This window comes from Pseudomonas sp. 91RF (assembly GCF_003576265.1).
In the GTDB taxonomy this organism is placed as follows: domain Bacteria; phylum Pseudomonadota; class Gammaproteobacteria; order Pseudomonadales; family Pseudomonadaceae; genus Aquipseudomonas; species Aquipseudomonas kribbensis.
This window is the reverse complement of sequence record NZ_QWFC01000026.1, coordinates 16,010-32,565: the sequence shown is the minus strand read 5'-3', so window position 1 is coordinate 32,565 and position 16,556 is coordinate 16,010. Positions and strand designations below refer to the sequence as shown.

Here is a 16,556-nt window from a genome sequence, read left to right as displayed (position 1 = left end):
CTCCCGCGCTTTTGCGACCGACACCGCCATGACGCCCTCCTTCACCCCGGAACTGCTCGCCCCCGCCGGCACCCTGAAAAACATGCGCTACGCCTTCGCCTACGGCGCCGATGCGGTCTACGCCGGCCAGCCGCGCTACAGCCTGCGGGTGCGCAACAACGAGTTCGACCACGCCAATCTGGCCCTCGGCATTCGTGAAGCCCAGGCCCAGGGCAAGCGCTTCTACGTGGTGGTCAACATCGCGCCGCACAACGCCAAGCTCAAGACCTTCCTCAAGGATTTGGCGCCGGTGATCGAGATGGCGCCCGACGCACTGATCATGTCCGACCCCGGCCTGATCATGCTGGTGCGCCGGCACTTTCCGCAGATGCCGATTCACATGTCGGTGCAGGCCAACACGGTGAACTGGGCGAGCGTCGAGTTCTGGCAGCAACAGGGGCTGAGCCGGATCATCCTGTCCCGGGAACTGTCGCTGGAAGAGATCGGCGAAATCCGCGAACAGGTGCCGGGCATGGAGCTGGAAGTGTTTGTCCACGGCGCACTGTGCATGGCCTATTCCGGCCGCTGCCTGCTTTCGGGTTACATGAACAAGCGCGACGCCAATCAGGGCACCTGCACCAACGCCTGCCGCTGGAAATACTCGGCGCAGGAAGCCAAGGAGAACCAGCTCGGCGAGATCGTGCAGACCTTCGAACCGCAACCGACCCTCGGCCTCGGCGCCCCCACCGATCAGGTGTTCCTGTTGCAGGAAGCCAATCGTCCCGGCGAGATGATGCCGGCCTTCGAAGACGAGCACGGCACCTACATCATGAACGCCAAGGACCTGCGCGCGGTGCAGCACGTCGAGCGCCTGACCCGCATGGGCGTGCACTCGCTGAAAATCGAGGGCCGGACCAAATCCCACTTCTATTGCGCCCGCACCACCCAGGTCTATCGCCGGGCCATTGACGACGCGGTGGCCGGTCGCGAATTCGACCGCAGTTTGATGACCGATCTGGAATCCCTCGCCCAGCGCGGCTATACCGAGGGTTTCCTGCGCCGGCATGTGCACGACGAATACCAGAACTACCAGAACGGCAGCTCGGTGTCGGAACGTCAGCAATTCGTTGGCGAGCTGACTGGCGAACGCCGGGATCGGCTGGCCGAGGTCAAAGTGAAGAACCGCTTTGCCCTGGGCGATCATCTGGAACTGATGACACCCAAAGGCAACTTCCATTTTGATCTGCACGAATTGCAGAGCCTCAAGGGCGAGGCCATCGACGTGGCGCCGGGGGACGGGCACACCGTGTACCTGCCGATTCCGGATGCGGTGGATCTGCGCTTTGGCTTGTTGATGCGCGACGTGAGCGGGACCTGATCCGGCTCAGGCAAACTCTTCGCGCAGCATCGCCACAAACGCCTCACGCGCCGGGTGCACCCCGGCGTTTTCATGCCAGTAGAACAGGTTGTCGATGGCCGTCAGTTCGGGGAATTCGTAACCCGCACACCCCGCGCCTTTGGCGTACTGCTCGAACACGCCTTTGGGCACCAGCGCTACGCCAGCGCCGGCACTCACGCAACCGACAATCGCCCCGTAACTGGCCAGGCTGACAATCGGCAATGCCAGGCCTTGACGCAACAGCCAGTGCTCCAGCGCGGCGCGATACGGACAGCCCTGCGGCCACATGAACACGGTCTTGTCCTGTAAATCGTCGAGGTTGCGCACCGGCCCGAACGAGGTCGATGCGATCAGCAGCAACTCTTCGCGATACATCGGCGTGCGCTTGAGCTGCGAACGCTCGACGTCCACCGCGACGATGGCGCCGTCCAGACGATGACTGACCGTATCGTCGAGCAACTGTCCCCAGGTGCCGGTGGTCAGTTCCAGTGCCACGTTCGGATAGCGCTTGTGAAATTTTGCCAGCAGGCGTGGCAGACGCCCGGTAGCCGAAGACTCGATGGCACCGATGCGCAACGGCCCGGACGGTTCGGCGGCAGGGTCGACCGCCCTTTTGGCTTCAGCTGTCAGTGCCAGAATTTTTTCCGCGTAAGCTAGAAAGGTCTGCCCCGCAGGACTGATCCGCAATCCCCGCCCTTCGCGCAGAAACAGCGCCACCCCCAGCTCCGCTTCCAGGGACTTGATCCGCGCCGTGATATTCGACGGCACGCAAAACAGCTTTTCAGCGGCTTTGGCGATGCTGCCGACCTCGGCCACGGTCTTGAACATGCGGATTTGCGCCAGCTCCATAATCATCACCCTGAGTGAACGGTTCGCGCAGTATAAGTCAGTTGTGGCGAATGATTGGCCGCCCGGATACTCGGCGCATCAACCCTCTCGGTGCCTCGCTCATGCCTTCCACTTCGCCTTTGAAAATCCTGTTGGCCATGGCCTTCGTCGTCGGTTGCTGGGCCTATTCGCCGACCGGCATCCATATCGGCCTGCAAGCCTACGATCCGGGTCATCTGGCGTTGCTGCGGTTTCTGCTGGCGTCGCTGTTCATGGCGGTGATTGCGGGCTTCAAGGGTATTCATCTGCCGCGCCTGCAAGACCTGCCGCTGTTATTTGCCCTGGGTTTTTTTGCCGTCAGCCTGCACCACGTCGTGCTGAACATCGGTCAGCAAAGCGTCAGCGCCGGCGCGTCCAGTGTGCTGGCGCAATCGACGCCGCTGTTCAGCACGCTGCTGGCGCGGTTTCTGTTCAAGGATCGGGTGAGCGTCTGGCGCTGGGGTTGTGTGCTGACGGGATTCGTCGGCGTGGTGATTGTGGTCAGCGGCGATCGCGGTCTCGGCAACATCGACGCCCATGGCTTGCTGATCCTGCTGGCGGCGGTGTCGTGGAGCGTTTACTTCGCCCTGCAAAAACACCACGCCCGGCGCTACGACGGGCTGACGCTGGTTTGCTACACGGTGTGGTCCGGCACGCTGTTGCTGCTGATCTACTTGCCGGGGCTGGCCGACAGCGTGATTGGTGCGCCGCTGCGGGTGCAATGGGCGGTGCTCGCTCTGGGGGTGTTTCCCAGCGCCCTCGCCTATCTGGCGTGGGCGTTCGTGCTCAAGCATGTGGACCTGAGCCGGGCGACGATGACGCTGTACCTGATTCCGCCGACCGCGATGGGGATTGCTTCGGTGGGTCTGGGCGAACGCCCGACACTGCTGGTGCTGGTGGGATCGGCGGTGGTGCTGATCAGCGTGCTGGCGTTGAATCTGGAACGGCCGGCGGTGGTCCGGGCCATCGAGACTTAAGTCACAGCGTCAGGCGCCGCCCGCCGAAAACCGGTCGCGGCTGTTACTCAGGTGCAGCCACATCGCTGCACGCGCCGCTTCCGGATCCTGGCGTCTGATCGCATTGAAAATCGCCTCATGCTCCAGATTCGCCAATTGCCCGAGCTTGCTCAAATCCACCGCCCCGCGCTCGGCCGCATTGACCCGCGTGCGCGGAATCATCGCGCTGCCCAGGTGCTGCATGATTTCGGTGAAGCAGACATTGCCGGTGGCTTCGGCAATCAGCAGATGAAAGCGCCGGTCGGCCTCGACGCAACTGTCGTTGTTGGCCAACAGACGCTGGTAGTCGTCCAGCGCCTGGCGCATCTGCACCAGTTGTTGCTCGCTGCGACGTTGCGCGGCCAGTGCCGCCGCTTGCGTCTCGAGGCCCATGCGCAATTCGAGAATGCTGCGCACGCCCAGTGCGGTGTCGACATTCAGCCGCAGCCCCTGTTCCGGCGCGCGCTCGATCACGAACGTGCCGATGCCGTGCCGCGTCTCCACCAGCCCCGACGCCTGCAACTTGGAAATCGCCTCGCGCACCACGGTGCGGCTGACGCCGTGTTCCTGAACGATCGAGTTCTCCGACGGCAGCTTGTCACCGGGCAACATCTGGCCAAGCAGGATGCTCTGGGTGAGTTTTTCCACCAGATCGTGAGCCAGGTTGTGGGCGCGTTTGCGAGCAGGTGCGTCGAGGTCTTCTTGCATGGTCGGATCCGGTGATCGGGGCAAGCCGATCGTAGCACTGCAGGCGATGACTTGTATGAGCTCCTATGATTTCAGGTGCTCGACTTGTATGACAACAAGCGATTTTCGCTAGAAAACCTTCACTGTTTTCACGCCAACACTGCACATTCGCTGGTCTGGCACTCTGTAGCCGGGCCCGTAACTATCCTTTAAAGCCCAACAAATACGGCACCTTAAATCCAGAAAAGCATAAAAACCCTTCGCCGTAGACAAATTTGATTGAGCACTCCCGCTTGTAGGACAAAAAAATCTAGTTGTATGATGTCTATCAACAACGCTGCGCCCAGCAACACCCCGCATAAAAATAACGAGTGGGAGAAAACCAAGTGAAATCATCCATCGCCGGGATGAACGAGGGCGCCGATTCGGTGCTGTCCTCCGCCATTGCCAAAGTCAAACGCCACGTCCTGCCGCTGTTCGTCATCATGTTCATCGTCAATTACATTGACCGGGTGAACATCGGTTTCGTCCGCACCCACATGGAACATGATCTCGGCATCGGTGCTGCGGCCTACGGTTTCGGTGCCGGTCTGTTCTTCATCGGTTACGCGCTGTTCGAAGTCCCCTCCAACATGCTGCTGCAAAAGGTCGGCGCGCGAATCTGGCTGACCCGCATCATGCTCACCTGGGGCCTGGTGGCCGCCGGCATGGCGTTCATCCAGAACGAAACCCACTTCTACATCCTGCGTTTCCTGCTCGGCGTGGCCGAGGCCGGGTTCTTTCCCGGGGTGATCTACTACTTCACTCGCTGGTTGCCGGGGGCCGAGCGCGGCAAGGCGATTGCGATTTTCCTCAGCGGTTCGGCCGTGGCCTCGCTGATTTCCGGTCCGCTGTCCGGCCTGTTGTTGCAGATCGAAGGGCTGGGCCTGCACGGCTGGCAATGGATGTATTTCATTGAAGGGATGTTTTCGGTCGGCCTCTGCGTGTTCGTCTGGTTCTGGCTCGACGCCAAACCCCACGACGCCAAATGGCTCACCCACGCCGAGCAGGATGCGCTGGTCAAAGCCATCGACGACGAACAGAAGGCCCGCGAAGCCGCGACCCCGATCCGGCCGTCGCTGGGCAAACTGCTCAAGGATCGCCAGATCATCCTGTTCTGCCTGATCTACTTCTTCATTCAATTGACCATCTACGCCGCGACGTTCTGGCTGCCGAGCATCATCAAGAAGATGGGTGAAATGAGCGACTTCCAGGTCGGCCTGTTCAACTCGATTCCGTGGCTGCTGTCGATCATCGGCATGTACGCGTTCGCCTCGTTCTCGGCGAAGTGGAAACACCAGCAGGCGTGGGTCGCCACGGCATTGCTGATCGCCGCTGCGGGGATGTTCATGTCCACCACCGGCGGGCCGATTTTTGCCTTCGTCGCGATCTGCTTTGCCGCACTGGGTTTCAAATCTGCTTCATCGCTGTTCTGGCCGATCCCGCAGGCCTATCTCGATGCGCGAATCGCCGCTGCCGTGATCGCGCTGATCAACTCGGTGGGCAACCTCGGTGGCTTCGTCGCCCCCACCACTTTCGGCCTGCTGGAACAACACACCGGTTCGATCCAGGGCGGCCTCTATGGTCTGGCCGCGACCTCGATCATCGCCGCGATCATCGTGTTCGCCGCCCGCATGACACCCAAATCCGCACCTGACGTCGCCGTGGCCGATGCCGCGCCAAAACACGCTTGAAAGGACAACGCCAAATGACCGCACACGACATCGCCAAAGCCCCGATCATTACCGAGATGCAAGTCATTCCGGTGGCCGGCCACGACGGCATGCTGCTCAACCTGAGCGGCGCCCACGGGCCGTTTTTCACCCGCAACATCGTCATTCTCAAGGACAACGCCGGCCACACAGGCGTCGGTGAAGTGCCCGGCGGCGAACGTATCCGCCAAACGTTGGAAGACGCCCGCAGCCTGGTGGTCGGCAGCCCGATCGGCACGTATCAGAAGATCCTCAACCAGGTGCGCCAGACCTTCGCCGACCGCGATGCCGGCGGCCGTGGCCTGCAGACGTTTGACCTGCGGATCACCATTCACGCGGTCACCGGGCTGGAAGCCGCCCTGCTCGATCTGCTCGGCCAGCACCTCGACGTGCCGGTGGCAGCATTGCTCGGCGAAGGCCAGCAGCGTGATGAAGTGAAGATGCTCGGTTATCTGTTCTACGTGGGTGACCGCCGGGAAACCGACCTCGCCTACCGCAGTGAACCGGATGCCGACAACGACTGGTTCCGCGTGCGTCACGACAAAGCCATGACCGCCGAGGCGGTGGTGCGTCTGGCCGAGGCTGCCCACGCGCGCTATGGCTTCAAGGACTTCAAGCTCAAGGGCGGCGTGCTCAGCGGCGATGCCGAAATCGAAGCGGTGACCGCACTGGCCGAGCGCTTTCCTGATGCGCGAATTACCCTTGATCCGAACGGCGCTTGGTCACTGAAAGAAGCGATCCGTCTGTGCCGTGACCAGCATGATGTGCTGGCCTATGCCGAAGACCCGTGCGGTGCGGAAAACGGCTATTCGGGCCGTGAAGTGATGGCCGAATTCCGACGCGCCACCGGCCTGAAAACCGCCACCAACATGATCGCCACCGACTGGCGCGAGATGGGCCACGCCATCCAGTTGCAGTCTGTGGACATCCCGCTGGCCGACCCGCATTTCTGGACCATGCAAGGCTCGGTGCGCGTGGCGCAGATGTGTCACGAATGGGGCCTGACCTGGGGCTCGCACTCCAACAACCACTTCGACATTTCCCTGGCGATGTTCACCCATGTGGCCGCCGCCGCGCCGGGCGACATCACCGCCATCGACACCCACTGGATCTGGCAGGACGGCCAGCGCCTGACCAAGGCACCGCTGCAAATCGTCGACGGCTGCGTGCAGGTGCCGAAGAAACCGGGGCTGGGTGTGGAGCTGGACATGGATCAGGTGGCCAGGGCCCACGAACTGTATAAAGGCATGGGGCTGGGTGCGCGGGCTGACAGCGTGGCGATGCAGTTTCTGATTCCGGGCTGGACGTTCGATAACAAGCGGCCCTGCCTGATGCGCTGATCCGGATTCACTTCAACACCCTGTGGGAGCGAGCCTGCTCGCGATGACGGAGTATCAGTCGATAAACTTTTCGAATTTGAAGCCGTCTTCGCGAGCAGGCTCGCTCCCACAAGGATTCTCACTGGCCGGAAATTTCCAGCAACCAGTGCCTGAACGCCGCCATCGCCGACGTCTCCGACCGTGACTGCAACCGCGTCAGCCAATAGCTGCCGGTGGTGATTTCGATGGCAAAAGGTTGGCGGATCAGGTCCGCCGCCAGTTGCCGGGCAAACATCAACGGCGGCGCCAGTGCCACCCCGCCGCCCTGCAACGCCGCTTCCATCATCGCCAGCGACGAGTCGAACACGATGCTTTGGGGCGGCGCGGCGTGGGTCGCCAGGCCGGCCGCGTGAAACCAGTCCGGCCACTCATCGGTGCGATAGGAACGCAGCAGACGCTGCTGCAAAAGATCCCCCGGCGTGTGCAATTGCCGGGCGATTTCCGGCACACAGAGCACTGTCAACGGCGCCTCCAGTAAACGGGTCGCCTCGATACCGTGCCACGCCCCGGCGCCAAACCGGATCGCGTAATCCAGCCCTTCGGCGGCTACGTCCACCCGGTTGTTGTTGGTCGACAGCCGCAAATCTATGAGCGGATGTTTCGCCTGAAAGTCCGCCAGCCTCGGCAACAACCAGCCCACCGCGAAAGTGCCCACCGCACCGACCGTGAGCATTTCCCGATATTGTCCGCCCGCCAGACGCTCCAGCATCTGCGCGATATGATCGAACGACGTGGTCAGCACCGGCAGCAACGTTTCGCCCTCGCCGGTCAGCATCAGCCCACGGGGCAGGCGTTTGAACAGGATCACGCCGAGTTGCGCCTCCAGGCTTTTGACCTGATGGCTGACGGCGGCCTGGGTCACGCACAACTCCACGGCGGCGCGAGTGAAGCTCAAATGACGCGCAGAAGCTTCGAAGGCGCGTAATGCATTCAAAGGCAATTGAGGTCGAATCATACCCAGTCCCAAATTTTTCTAATGGCTAGTCCGAGTTTTCATCGTTTGTCGAAAGACGCCGGACTGCCTAGATTTGGCGGCGCCGATCAGCCGGCCCGACGGAAAACGCTCGCAGTGTAGCGGGATAACACCATCAACACTCATGGAGAGTGGATCAAGCATGTCTTCGATCAACCTGAACAAATTCAAGTCCTACAGCGCTTTCGGACTTTTCTTCAGCGCCGCCACATGCCTGGCCGCCCCGCAAACCGACGATCAGTTGCAGGCACTGGTGAAGGCCACCGTGACACCGGTCATGCAGCAACAGGACATCGCCGGTCTGGCCGTGGCCGTGACCGTCGATGGCAAGGCGCATTACTTTAACTACGGTGTTGCCGACAAGAGCACCGGGCAAGCGGTGAGTGAAAACACCCTGTTCGAAATAGGCTCGGTAAGCAAAACCTTCACCGCGACCCTCGGCGCCTACGCCCAGGCCAGCGGCAAACTGGAATTCCCCGACAAGGCCAGCCAGCACTGGCCCGAGCTGAAAGGCAGCGCCTTCGACCAGATCAGCCTGCTGCAACTGGGCACCTACAGCGCGGGCGGCCTGCCGCTGCAATTCCCGGATGCCGCGGATTCTTCCGACAAGATGCTCGGCTATTACCAACAGTGGAAACCGACTTATCCGGCCGGCAGCCAGCGCCTGTACTCCAACCCGAGCATCGGCCTGTTCGGTTACCTGGCCGCAAAAAGCCTCGGCCAGCCGTTCGATCAGGTCATGACCGAAACCCTGCTGCCGAAACTCGGGCTCAAGCACACGTTCCTGTCGGTGCCCGCGTCTGAACAAAAGCTCTATGCCCAGGGCTATGACAAGAACAACAAACCGATTCGAGTCAGCCCCGGCGCACTCGATTCCGAAGCCTATGGCGTGAAAACCAGCACTTCAGATCTGCTGCAATTCGTCCAGGCCAACCTCGACAGCGCCAAACTCGAAACCCCGCTGCAAAAAGCCATTGCCCTCACCCACAGCGGCTACTACACCGTCGGCGACATGACCCAGGGCCTGGGCTGGGAACGCTACGCCTACCCGATCAGCCTCGACCGCCTGCTGGACGGCAACTCGACGCCGATGGCCATGGAGCCGCACAAGGTCAAATGGCTGAATCCGCCACAACCTGAGCCGGCGAATGTGCTGCTGAACAAGACCGGCGCTACCGGTGGCTTCGGCGCGTATGTCGCGTTCGTACCGTCGAAGAACGTCGGGATCGTGATTCTGGCGAACCGCAATTACCCGAATGCAGAGCGGGTGAAGATTGCGCACAAGATTCTGGGTGAGTTGACCCGGTAATCACGCCATAAAAAACGGGCGGCCTTAGAAGGTCGCCCGTTTTTGTTTCAGGTTTGAAAACTACGCCTGTAGCTTCCAGCCCAGTACATCCATCAGGTCGCAGCTGTCGCGCAGAGGGATTGCCAGCACCCGGGCGAAATCCTGCAGCAGTAATGCGTCATGGCCGGTGCCGTCGCTCAATGAAAGTGTTTCCAGCAACTGCGTCACGCTGCGCAAGCGGTAGGCGGCGTTACCGTGGAGTACGTCTACCGGGGCTTCGCGATCGATCAGAAGGCAGGGAATCTGGCAGTCGATGCCGGTGATGGGGATGTAGCGGGGTTTGGGGTTGGCGATGTGTTCGGGGGAATCTGGGTTCGCGGGAGTTTCGGCTGCGTTCGAATCAAATTTGTTCATGCGTGAAGATCTCGTGCAGTTAGAGAAAAAACTGCCGAGCTCCCTTCCACAAGAGGGTGGCAGCTTTGCGCAGGTGTGGAAGTCCGGGACCCCGAGAAAAACCCGGTGCACTCTAGAGTGCTCCTGCGCATAGCTGCCATGAACAAACAATGTTGGCATATAAGGCGCGAACAAGTGTTTACAGGCGCACATGCGCTTTCAGGATTCACCGGACTTCCACATCCGACCGCTGATTTTGCAGCGGCCCGGAAAGGTTATCGGCATGGGTCTCGGAGCACCAGATCACCAGTGCCGACGCGCGTTGCAGGAAAAATCCGATGGATTTGAAGGGTGTTGCGTAACTCATTCCACTGGGAATATGCGGCAACTATTTTCATAAGGCGGATATCACTACAACTAGTGACACGCGGGCAATAAAAATGGCGAACGGTAAAATCCGTTCGCCATTTTGTGTTCAGGTCACCCGAACCACGCTCTCAATCATCCGGCATTTCCGGCGGCTTGGTTGGTTTCGCAGGTTTTGCCGGTTTGCCGTTCTTAGTCCCCTTGGCCGGTGCCGCCTCGGCGGCCGCTGGAGGTGGAGGCGCGGCGACCAGCTCTTTCTCGGCGGCCGGCAATGCATCGATGGTGTCGAAGACTTTCTTCAGATCCACCGACTTCGCCTCGTCCCCGGCGGCCGACAGTTTGGTTTCCCCGTCCTTGCCCATCAGAAAGACTTTCGGATAGGCCCCGGCGCCCAGCTTCAGCGAGCGCAGCAACGCCATGGTGTCCTGTTGGCCAAGATCCTTGCCGTCAAGCTGCCCGGCCATATTGAGGATGGTGTAGACCTTGAGCTTGCGGTCGGCGATCCCCTGTTTGTTGGCCGGGTCCTCAAGAGATTTTTTCAGGCTCACCCAGACCGGGTCGACCGTACTGCTGGCGATGACGATCAAGGGGCGGTAATTGCCTTTGTCGACATCCAGAGGGGAATCGTTGTCCCCGGCGAACAAGGGGCCGGCAATCGCCAGCAAGAGTGTCAGGGTCAATGACCTGATGAGCATGCGCATCTCCTTTTGATATCCACGCTCTAATGATTGCGCATCGTGGCGATTGTTCCGGGGTTACCCGGCAAATATGTTTCGCCTTGTTCAAAGCGTAGGTCAGCAACGATTTTGCGCAACCGCATGCGCTCGATCATGTCGCGCATTTGATTACCTTTTATGACCGTATCGGGATGACGATTCAGCCAGAAGTGCTCGCCCGGAGCAGTGCCGAATCCAGCACCGCTTCCAGTCCGGACGAATCGACACGTCGGCCTTCAAGCCGCAGCGCTCCGTCAGCGAGGTTGACGCTCAAGGTCACCGCAGGCATGTCGCCCGGATACTTGCGCAGCAACAGGTCGATGCCGTCGGCTGTTTCTTCACTGGAGATCAGATCCCACTGGCTTGCGCTCAAGTCCAGCAGCGTCTGATTGCGCTGTTGATCGACCACCCGCGGCGCATACAGCCAATGGCTCATGCGCATTTCCCGGGGCTCGACCGTGATGGCGAGGCGGCCATTGCAATGGAATGCTGTTTCGCTCATGGCTGCCTGCCGATCAGAACGCCAGTTTGTAACCGATCAACACCAGCATCGTCGCCAGGCACGGACGCAGCAGTTCATCGGAGACCCGACCGGTCAGGTGGCTACCGAGCCAGATGCCCGGCAACGACCCCATCAGCAGGAAGCCCAGCACGCCCCAGTCCATGTTGCCCATGCTGGCGTGGCCGAGGCCGGCGACCAGGGTCAGCGGTACGGCGTGGGCGATTTCGGTGCCGACAAGGCGGCGGGTCGGCAGCAGCGGATAGAGGATGAATAGTGCGACGGTGCCGAGGGCGCCAGCGCCGATGGAGGTCAGTGCGACCATGGTGCCGAGGATCAGACCGGTAATCACGGTCATGATGTTCAGGCGCGTGCCGTTGGGGTTGTAGTTGCCGCCGGCGCGTTTGTGGGCGAATTCCAGCAGGCGTTTCTTGAACAGGATCGCCAGCGCCGTGGCGAACAGCACGAAGCCCAGCGCCTGCTTGATGATGGCGTTCATCGCATCCGGCGAAGTGTGCAGGGTGCTGAGGAACCACAAGGTCATCGCCACCGCCGGGACACTGCCCAGGGTCAGCCAGCCAGTGATGGCCCAGTCGATGTTTTTGTTTTTCCTGTGCACCAGCACGCCGCTGGATTTGGTGATGGCGGCGTACAGCAGGTCAGTGCCCACCGCCGTGGCCGGATTGATACCGAACCACAGCAGGATCGGCGTCATCAACGAACCGCCGCCGACACCGGTCATGCCGACGATAAAGCCCACCACCAGCCCGGCAATCACCAGGCCGAAATTTGCCAATTCCATTAAGACATCCAGAAGACGACAGGAAAAATCTGGCCCGCAGCATAGCGATTTTTCTTATAACCACCTATATCGATCCGATCTATCGTTATGCCATTTTGTGCGTCAGTGCTGCCGCCGGCCAGGTTTGAAACTGTGGGTGGAATTGATCCACACCGTGGCCAGCGCAATCAGCGACAAAATCAACAGCGCCCACGGAAACGACATCGCCCCCGCCCGGTCCAGCAGCAATCCGCCAAACAATCCGCCGCCGGCAATCGCCACGTTCCACGAAGTGGTGAGCATCGCTTGCACCACATCGACATGTTCACCGGCAGAGTCCGCTGCGGCGGTGAGCAGCAACGTCGCCGAACCGCCAAACGACAATCCCCACACCGCCATGCAGGCATAGATCAGCCACGGCGAAGGCGCGGCCAGCGCCAGCACCAGTGCGGTCAAGGCAAACACCGCGAGGCTGATCAGCGCCAGCCCACGCAGCCAGCGATCCACCAGCAGGCCGATGATCCAGATTCCCAGCAGCGAACACAGACCGAACACCAGCAGCACCAGATCGACACGCTCGGCGAGGCCGGCCTGCATCAGAAACGGGGCGATATAGGTGTAGAGAATGTTGTGGCCGAGCATCCAGGTCAGCACCACTAACAGTACGGGGCGTACGCCTGGCAAGCGCAGTGACTGCATCAATGGCAAACGTTCGGCGCGGGCCTGCCCCGGACGGTCCGGCACCGCGATGACGATCCACGCCGCCAACACCAGAGCCAGTGCCGACATGATCCCGAACGAGGCGCGCCAACCGATCGCATTGCCCAGCCAGGTGCCGGCCGGCGTTCCCAGCGACAACGCCACCGGGGTGCCGAGCATGGCAATCGCCAGCGCCCGGCCCTGCTGAGGCACCGGCACGATCCCGCGCGCGTAACCGGCCATGATCCCCCAGGAAAGCCCTGCCGCCATCCCGGCCAGAAACCGCGAGGCCAGGGTCACGCCGTAATGAGTGGAAAACGTGGTGACAGTGTTGAACAGCAGAAACCCGCCAACCGTCATCAGCAGCACCCGCTTGCGCCCCCAGCCACGGGTGGCGACCGTCAGCGGGATCGCCGCGACAATCGAGCCCAGCGCATACAGCGTCACCAGTTGCCCGGCCAGCACTTCGCTGACGTTGAGGCCGGCGCCAATCTGCGGCAACAGGCCGGCTGGCAGGGTTTCGGTGAGGATGGCGATGAAGCCGGTCATGGCAAACGCCAGCAGCGCGGCGTAAGGCAGTTTGTCGGTGCGGGTGACACGTTCCAGGCTGGAATATTCGGCGCTTGCGGGGTCGGTCATGACAGGTGCAGCTCCCTTTGAGTCAAATCGGACGACGGATTGTATACAAATCTCATCGTCCGCCACTCTACCCGACCTGGCTTACTGCACGGGCAAAAAATTCAAGAACAGCAGGCTCTGGGCGTAATTCAAGCCGATGCGCCGGTAGCGCTCGTCGAGCATCTGGGTTAGCAGATCGAGGCGCGCCACGACTTTTCCGAACTCCGTGGCGAAGCTCAGGTTGCTGCCCTCCTCCGAAATCTCGTTGGAGAACAGCAGCGGCTGGCCTTCCTTGTTCTGCCGCTGGGCGAGGATCCACGTGGCTTTTTCGATGTTGCGCGCGGCGTTGTTGACGAAGGTCGGGTTGATCGCATCGGTCATGTAGAACTCGGTGCGATTGCCGTGGGCGGTGACCAGCATGCTGCCGATGGCATAGATGAAGGCACCGACCCGGTCACCGAGGAACTCCGGGCTCATGGCGTAGCTCAGCGCTGCCAGATCTTTTTTGCCGCCCAGCGTCGGCAGCGGTTGCTGCTGTTCGATGGCCAGCCGCACCTGCTTGACCGCCGTGCGAATGTCGAGGAAGCCGGATTTGCGCAACTCATCCGGGTTGCGCAGGTACAACTTGCCCATCAAGCGATAAAGGCTGTCGAGGTTGTCGCGCATCGCCAGGGTGGCCATGCGATCGACGCTGGTCTGGAGAAATTCCTGAGGCCTGCCCTCGCGCATCTGGCTGATGAAATTGTTGCCGTCCTGATGGCTGCAAGCGCCGAGCAACAGCGTCGACAGGCAGGCCAGCAACAGACACGGGCGATGAATGAATGCAGCGATGTGGGGCAAAACTCTCGGCATGAATTCTTTGACGGACACATTCCTGTGCGGCGGGAGTCACCGCAACCTGGCCATGGATAGAGCCGGGGATTGCGCAAAAGTGCAGTGCCGCAGCGTTTTCCCGACTTTCGGCGTTTGACCAATCACCATTTAGTCCGACTTTATTTTTTGCAATAAACGTTTAATCGTCTATAAATTTTCACTCAAACGATAATTAGCATGACTATTTAGTGATTTCGAAAACAACAACAAAAAGGAAGGTCAACCATGCTTCAATCCCGACATCAACTCTGCGGCCTCGGACTGTCCCTGATGATCGCCACCCTCACCGCCCAGGCCGCCGGCCTGTCCAGCGAACACAAAGCCTTCGGCAAAACCAATGACGGCACGCCCGTCGAGCAATACATCCTGCGCAACAGCCACGGCATGCAGGCCACGGTCATCACCTACGGCGCGACCTTGCAGGCGCTGCAGGTGCCGGACAAGCATGGCAAGCTCGACGACATCGTCCTCGGCTTCGACGATGTGCAGGGTTACCAGAAAGGCACCGCGTACTTCGGCGCGACCATCGGCCGCTTCGGCAATCGCCTGGCCGATGGCGTCTTCGAGCTCGACGGCAAACGCTATCAAGTACCGCAGAACGACAAGACCAATGCCTTGCACGGCGGGACTCAGGGTTTCGACAAGAAGGTCTGGAAGGCACAGGAAACCAAGGACAAGGATTCGGTCGGTGTGACCCTGACGTATCTGTCGGCGGATGGCGAAATGGGTTTCCCCGGCAACCTCACCACCGAAGTGACCTACCGCCTCACCGACTCCAACGAACTGCGCATCGACTACAAGGCCAGCACCGACAAACCGACGGTGCTCAACCTGACCAACCACAGTTACTTCAACCTCGCCGGTGCCGGCAATGGCGACATCCTCAAGCAGGTCGCCACCCTGCACGCCAGCCATTACACCCCGGTCACCGCCAAACTGATTCCGACCGGCGAACTGGCCCCCGTGGCCGGCACGCCGATGGACTTCACCAAACCGACCACCATCGGCCAGCACATCAAGGCCGATCACCCGCAACTGAAATTTGCCGAACCGCAACACGGTGGCTTCGATTTCAACTGGGCGCTGGACACCAAGGGGGACGTCAGCAAACTCGCCGCCGAAGTCAGCGACCCGCAATCCGGTCGGCATTTGCAGCTGTTCACCAACGAACCGGGCGTGCAGTTCTACACCAGCAACTTCCTCGACGGCACGGTCAAGGGCAAGGGGGGCAAGGTCTATCCGCACTGGGGCGCGTTCACTCTGGAGACCCAGCACTACCCCGACTCGCCGAACCAGCCGAACTTCCCGAGCACCCGGCTGGATCCGGGACAGACTTACACCCAGAGCGTGGTGTTGAAGTTTTCCGCAAAGTAGCCGCCCTCGCCTCCTTTCTGGAACCGGACGGAACCCGTGGGCTATCCTGCTGCCCACCAAGGTATCGACCGTTTCGGAAAGGAGGTTTGAATGCGTACCCTCGAACTGGCTGGCGTGCAGGTTCCGGTGATTGGCCAGGGCACCTGGCGCATGGGCGAAGACCGCTCGGCGCACAAGCGTGAAGTGGCGGCCCTGCGCAGCGGCATCGAGCTGGGCATGACCCTGATCGACACCGCCGAAATGTACGCCGAGGGCGGTGCCGAAAGCGTGGTCGGTGAAGCCATCACCGGCCTGCGCGATCAAGTGTTTCTGGTCAGCAAGGTCTACCCGCACAACGCCAGCCGCAAAGGCATTCCTCAGGCCTGCGAACGCAGCCTGCGCCGGCTCGACACCGATTACATCGACCTCTATCTGCTGCATTGGCGCGGCCAGTATCCGCTGGACGAAACCGTCGAGGCCTTCGAGCGCCTGCGCGAGGACGGCAAGATCGGTCGCTGGGGCGTGTCGAACTTCGATGTCGACGACCTCGAAGAACTGTCTTCATCGGCCTGCGCGACCAATCAGGTGCTGTACAACCTGGAAGAGCGCGGCATCGAATTCGACCTGCTGCCGTGGTGCCAGCAACAGCGCATGCCGCTGATGGCGTACTGCCCGATCGGCCAGGGCGGCGCGATGCTCGCCGAGCCGGTGCTGAAACAGATTGCCGCTCGTCACGGCGTGACCCCGGCACAGGTTTCGCTGGCGTGGATTCTGCGTCAGGATGGGGTGATTGCGATTCCCAAGGCCGTGCGCCCGGAACACGTGCAGCTCAATGCACAAGCGGCGCAGCTGCAACTCGATGCCGGGGATCTGGCGGCGCTGGACCAGGCGTTTCACGCGCCACAACGCAAGCAGCGGCTGGCCATGGTCTGAGCCACCG

15 protein-coding genes and 1 pseudogene are annotated in these 16,556 nt (G+C 61.0%); 7 read left to right on the top strand and 9 right to left on the bottom strand.

The window, feature by feature from the left end; genetic code table 11:
* Positions 1 to 28: 28 nt before the first annotated feature.
* Positions 29 to 1,439: pseudogene (gene yegQ, locus DXT77_RS13830) on the top strand (tRNA 5-hydroxyuridine modification protein YegQ).
* Here the strand turns inward: yegQ and DXT77_RS13825 are convergent.
* Positions 1,364 to 2,227 carry a LysR family transcriptional regulator gene (locus tag DXT77_RS13825; protein WP_119427994.1) on the bottom strand — a complete coding sequence of 288 codons (864 nt, stop codon included), beginning with the start codon at positions 2,225 to 2,227 and terminating at the stop codon, positions 1,364 to 1,366. The pseudogene yegQ and the gene DXT77_RS13825 overlap by 76 nt on opposite strands.
* Positions 2,228 to 2,328: 101 nt before the next feature.
* Between DXT77_RS13825 and DXT77_RS13820 the strand changes: the two genes are divergently transcribed.
* Positions 2,329 to 3,222: a DMT family transporter gene (locus DXT77_RS13820; RefSeq protein ID WP_256662944.1), complete on the top strand. Its 894-nt coding sequence runs from the start codon at positions 2,329 to 2,331 to the stop codon at positions 3,220 to 3,222.
* Between the two features lie 9 nt (positions 3,223 to 3,231).
* Here the strand turns inward: DXT77_RS13820 and DXT77_RS13815 are convergent, their stop codons facing one another.
* Complete coding sequence (locus tag DXT77_RS13815; protein ID WP_119427992.1) at positions 3,232 to 3,948, bottom strand: FadR/GntR family transcriptional regulator; 717 nt, start codon at positions 3,946 to 3,948, stop codon at positions 3,232 to 3,234.
* Between the two features lie 365 nt (positions 3,949 to 4,313).
* On the opposite strand from DXT77_RS13815, the gene DXT77_RS13810 reads away from it, so the two are divergent.
* On the top strand, positions 4,314 to 5,660 hold the full coding sequence (locus DXT77_RS13810; protein ID WP_119427991.1) for an MFS transporter: 1,347 nt from the start codon (positions 4,314 to 4,316) through the stop codon (positions 5,658 to 5,660).
* A 14-nt stretch (positions 5,661 to 5,674) separates the two neighbouring features.
* Entirely contained in the window at positions 5,675 to 7,018 is a 1,344-nt protein-coding gene (gene gudD, locus DXT77_RS13805; RefSeq protein WP_119427990.1) for a glucarate dehydratase, read from the top strand.
* 118 nt (positions 7,019 to 7,136) lie between these two features.
* On the opposite strand, the gene DXT77_RS13800 is transcribed toward gudD, so the two are convergent.
* Positions 7,137 to 8,012 carry a LysR family transcriptional regulator gene (locus DXT77_RS13800; protein WP_119427989.1) on the bottom strand — a complete coding sequence of 292 codons (876 nt, stop codon included), beginning with the start codon at positions 8,010 to 8,012 and terminating at the stop codon, positions 7,137 to 7,139.
* Between the two features lie 160 nt (positions 8,013 to 8,172).
* On the opposite strand from DXT77_RS13800, the gene ampC reads away from it, so the two are divergent.
* Positions 8,173 to 9,339: a class C beta-lactamase gene (ampC, locus tag DXT77_RS13795; protein ID WP_119427988.1), complete on the top strand. Its 1,167-nt coding sequence runs from the start codon at positions 8,173 to 8,175 to the stop codon at positions 9,337 to 9,339.
* 60 nt (positions 9,340 to 9,399) lie between these two features.
* On the opposite strand, the gene DXT77_RS13790 is transcribed toward ampC, so the two are convergent.
* The 6 genes from DXT77_RS13790 to DXT77_RS13765 all read right to left on the bottom strand — a co-directional run bounded on the left by DXT77_RS13790 (position 9,400) and on the right by DXT77_RS13765 (position 14,242).
* A complete protein-coding gene (locus tag DXT77_RS13790; protein ID WP_119428043.1) occupies positions 9,400 to 9,672 on the bottom strand; it encodes a hypothetical protein in 273 nt (90 codons plus the stop codon).
* 536 nt (positions 9,673 to 10,208) lie between these two features.
* Positions 10,209 to 10,772 (bottom strand): DUF4174 domain-containing protein, encoded by a 564-nt coding sequence (locus tag DXT77_RS13785; RefSeq protein ID WP_119427987.1) that lies wholly within the window; start codon positions 10,770 to 10,772, stop codon positions 10,209 to 10,211.
* A gap of 181 nt (positions 10,773 to 10,953) precedes the next feature.
* The gene (locus tag DXT77_RS13780) at positions 10,954 to 11,295 is read right to left on the bottom strand and encodes a hypothetical protein (RefSeq protein ID WP_119427986.1); all 342 of its coding nucleotides are present in this window, start codon (positions 11,293 to 11,295) and stop codon (positions 10,954 to 10,956) included.
* 13 nt (positions 11,296 to 11,308) lie between these two features.
* Entirely contained in the window at positions 11,309 to 12,094 is a 786-nt protein-coding gene (locus DXT77_RS13775; RefSeq protein WP_119427985.1) for a sulfite exporter TauE/SafE family protein, read from the bottom strand.
* 102 nt (positions 12,095 to 12,196) lie between these two features.
* A complete protein-coding gene (locus DXT77_RS13770) occupies positions 12,197 to 13,411 on the bottom strand; it encodes an MFS transporter (protein WP_119427984.1) in 1,215 nt (404 codons plus the stop codon).
* Positions 13,412 to 13,492: 81 nt separating this feature from the next.
* Positions 13,493 to 14,242, bottom strand: a complete 750-nt coding sequence (locus tag DXT77_RS13765; protein WP_119428042.1) for a hypothetical protein — start codon at positions 14,240 to 14,242, stop codon at positions 13,493 to 13,495.
* A gap of 246 nt (positions 14,243 to 14,488) precedes the next feature.
* Here DXT77_RS13765 and DXT77_RS13760 point away from each other — a divergent pair, with 246 nt between their 5' ends.
* Positions 14,489 to 15,637: an aldose epimerase family protein gene (locus DXT77_RS13760; protein ID WP_119427983.1), complete on the top strand. Its 1,149-nt coding sequence runs from the start codon at positions 14,489 to 14,491 to the stop codon at positions 15,635 to 15,637.
* Between the two features lie 90 nt (positions 15,638 to 15,727).
* Positions 15,728 to 16,549, top strand: coding sequence for an aldo/keto reductase (locus DXT77_RS13755; protein ID WP_119427982.1), 822 nt, complete (start codon positions 15,728 to 15,730; stop codon positions 16,547 to 16,549).
* Positions 16,550 to 16,556: the final 7 nt, after the last annotated feature.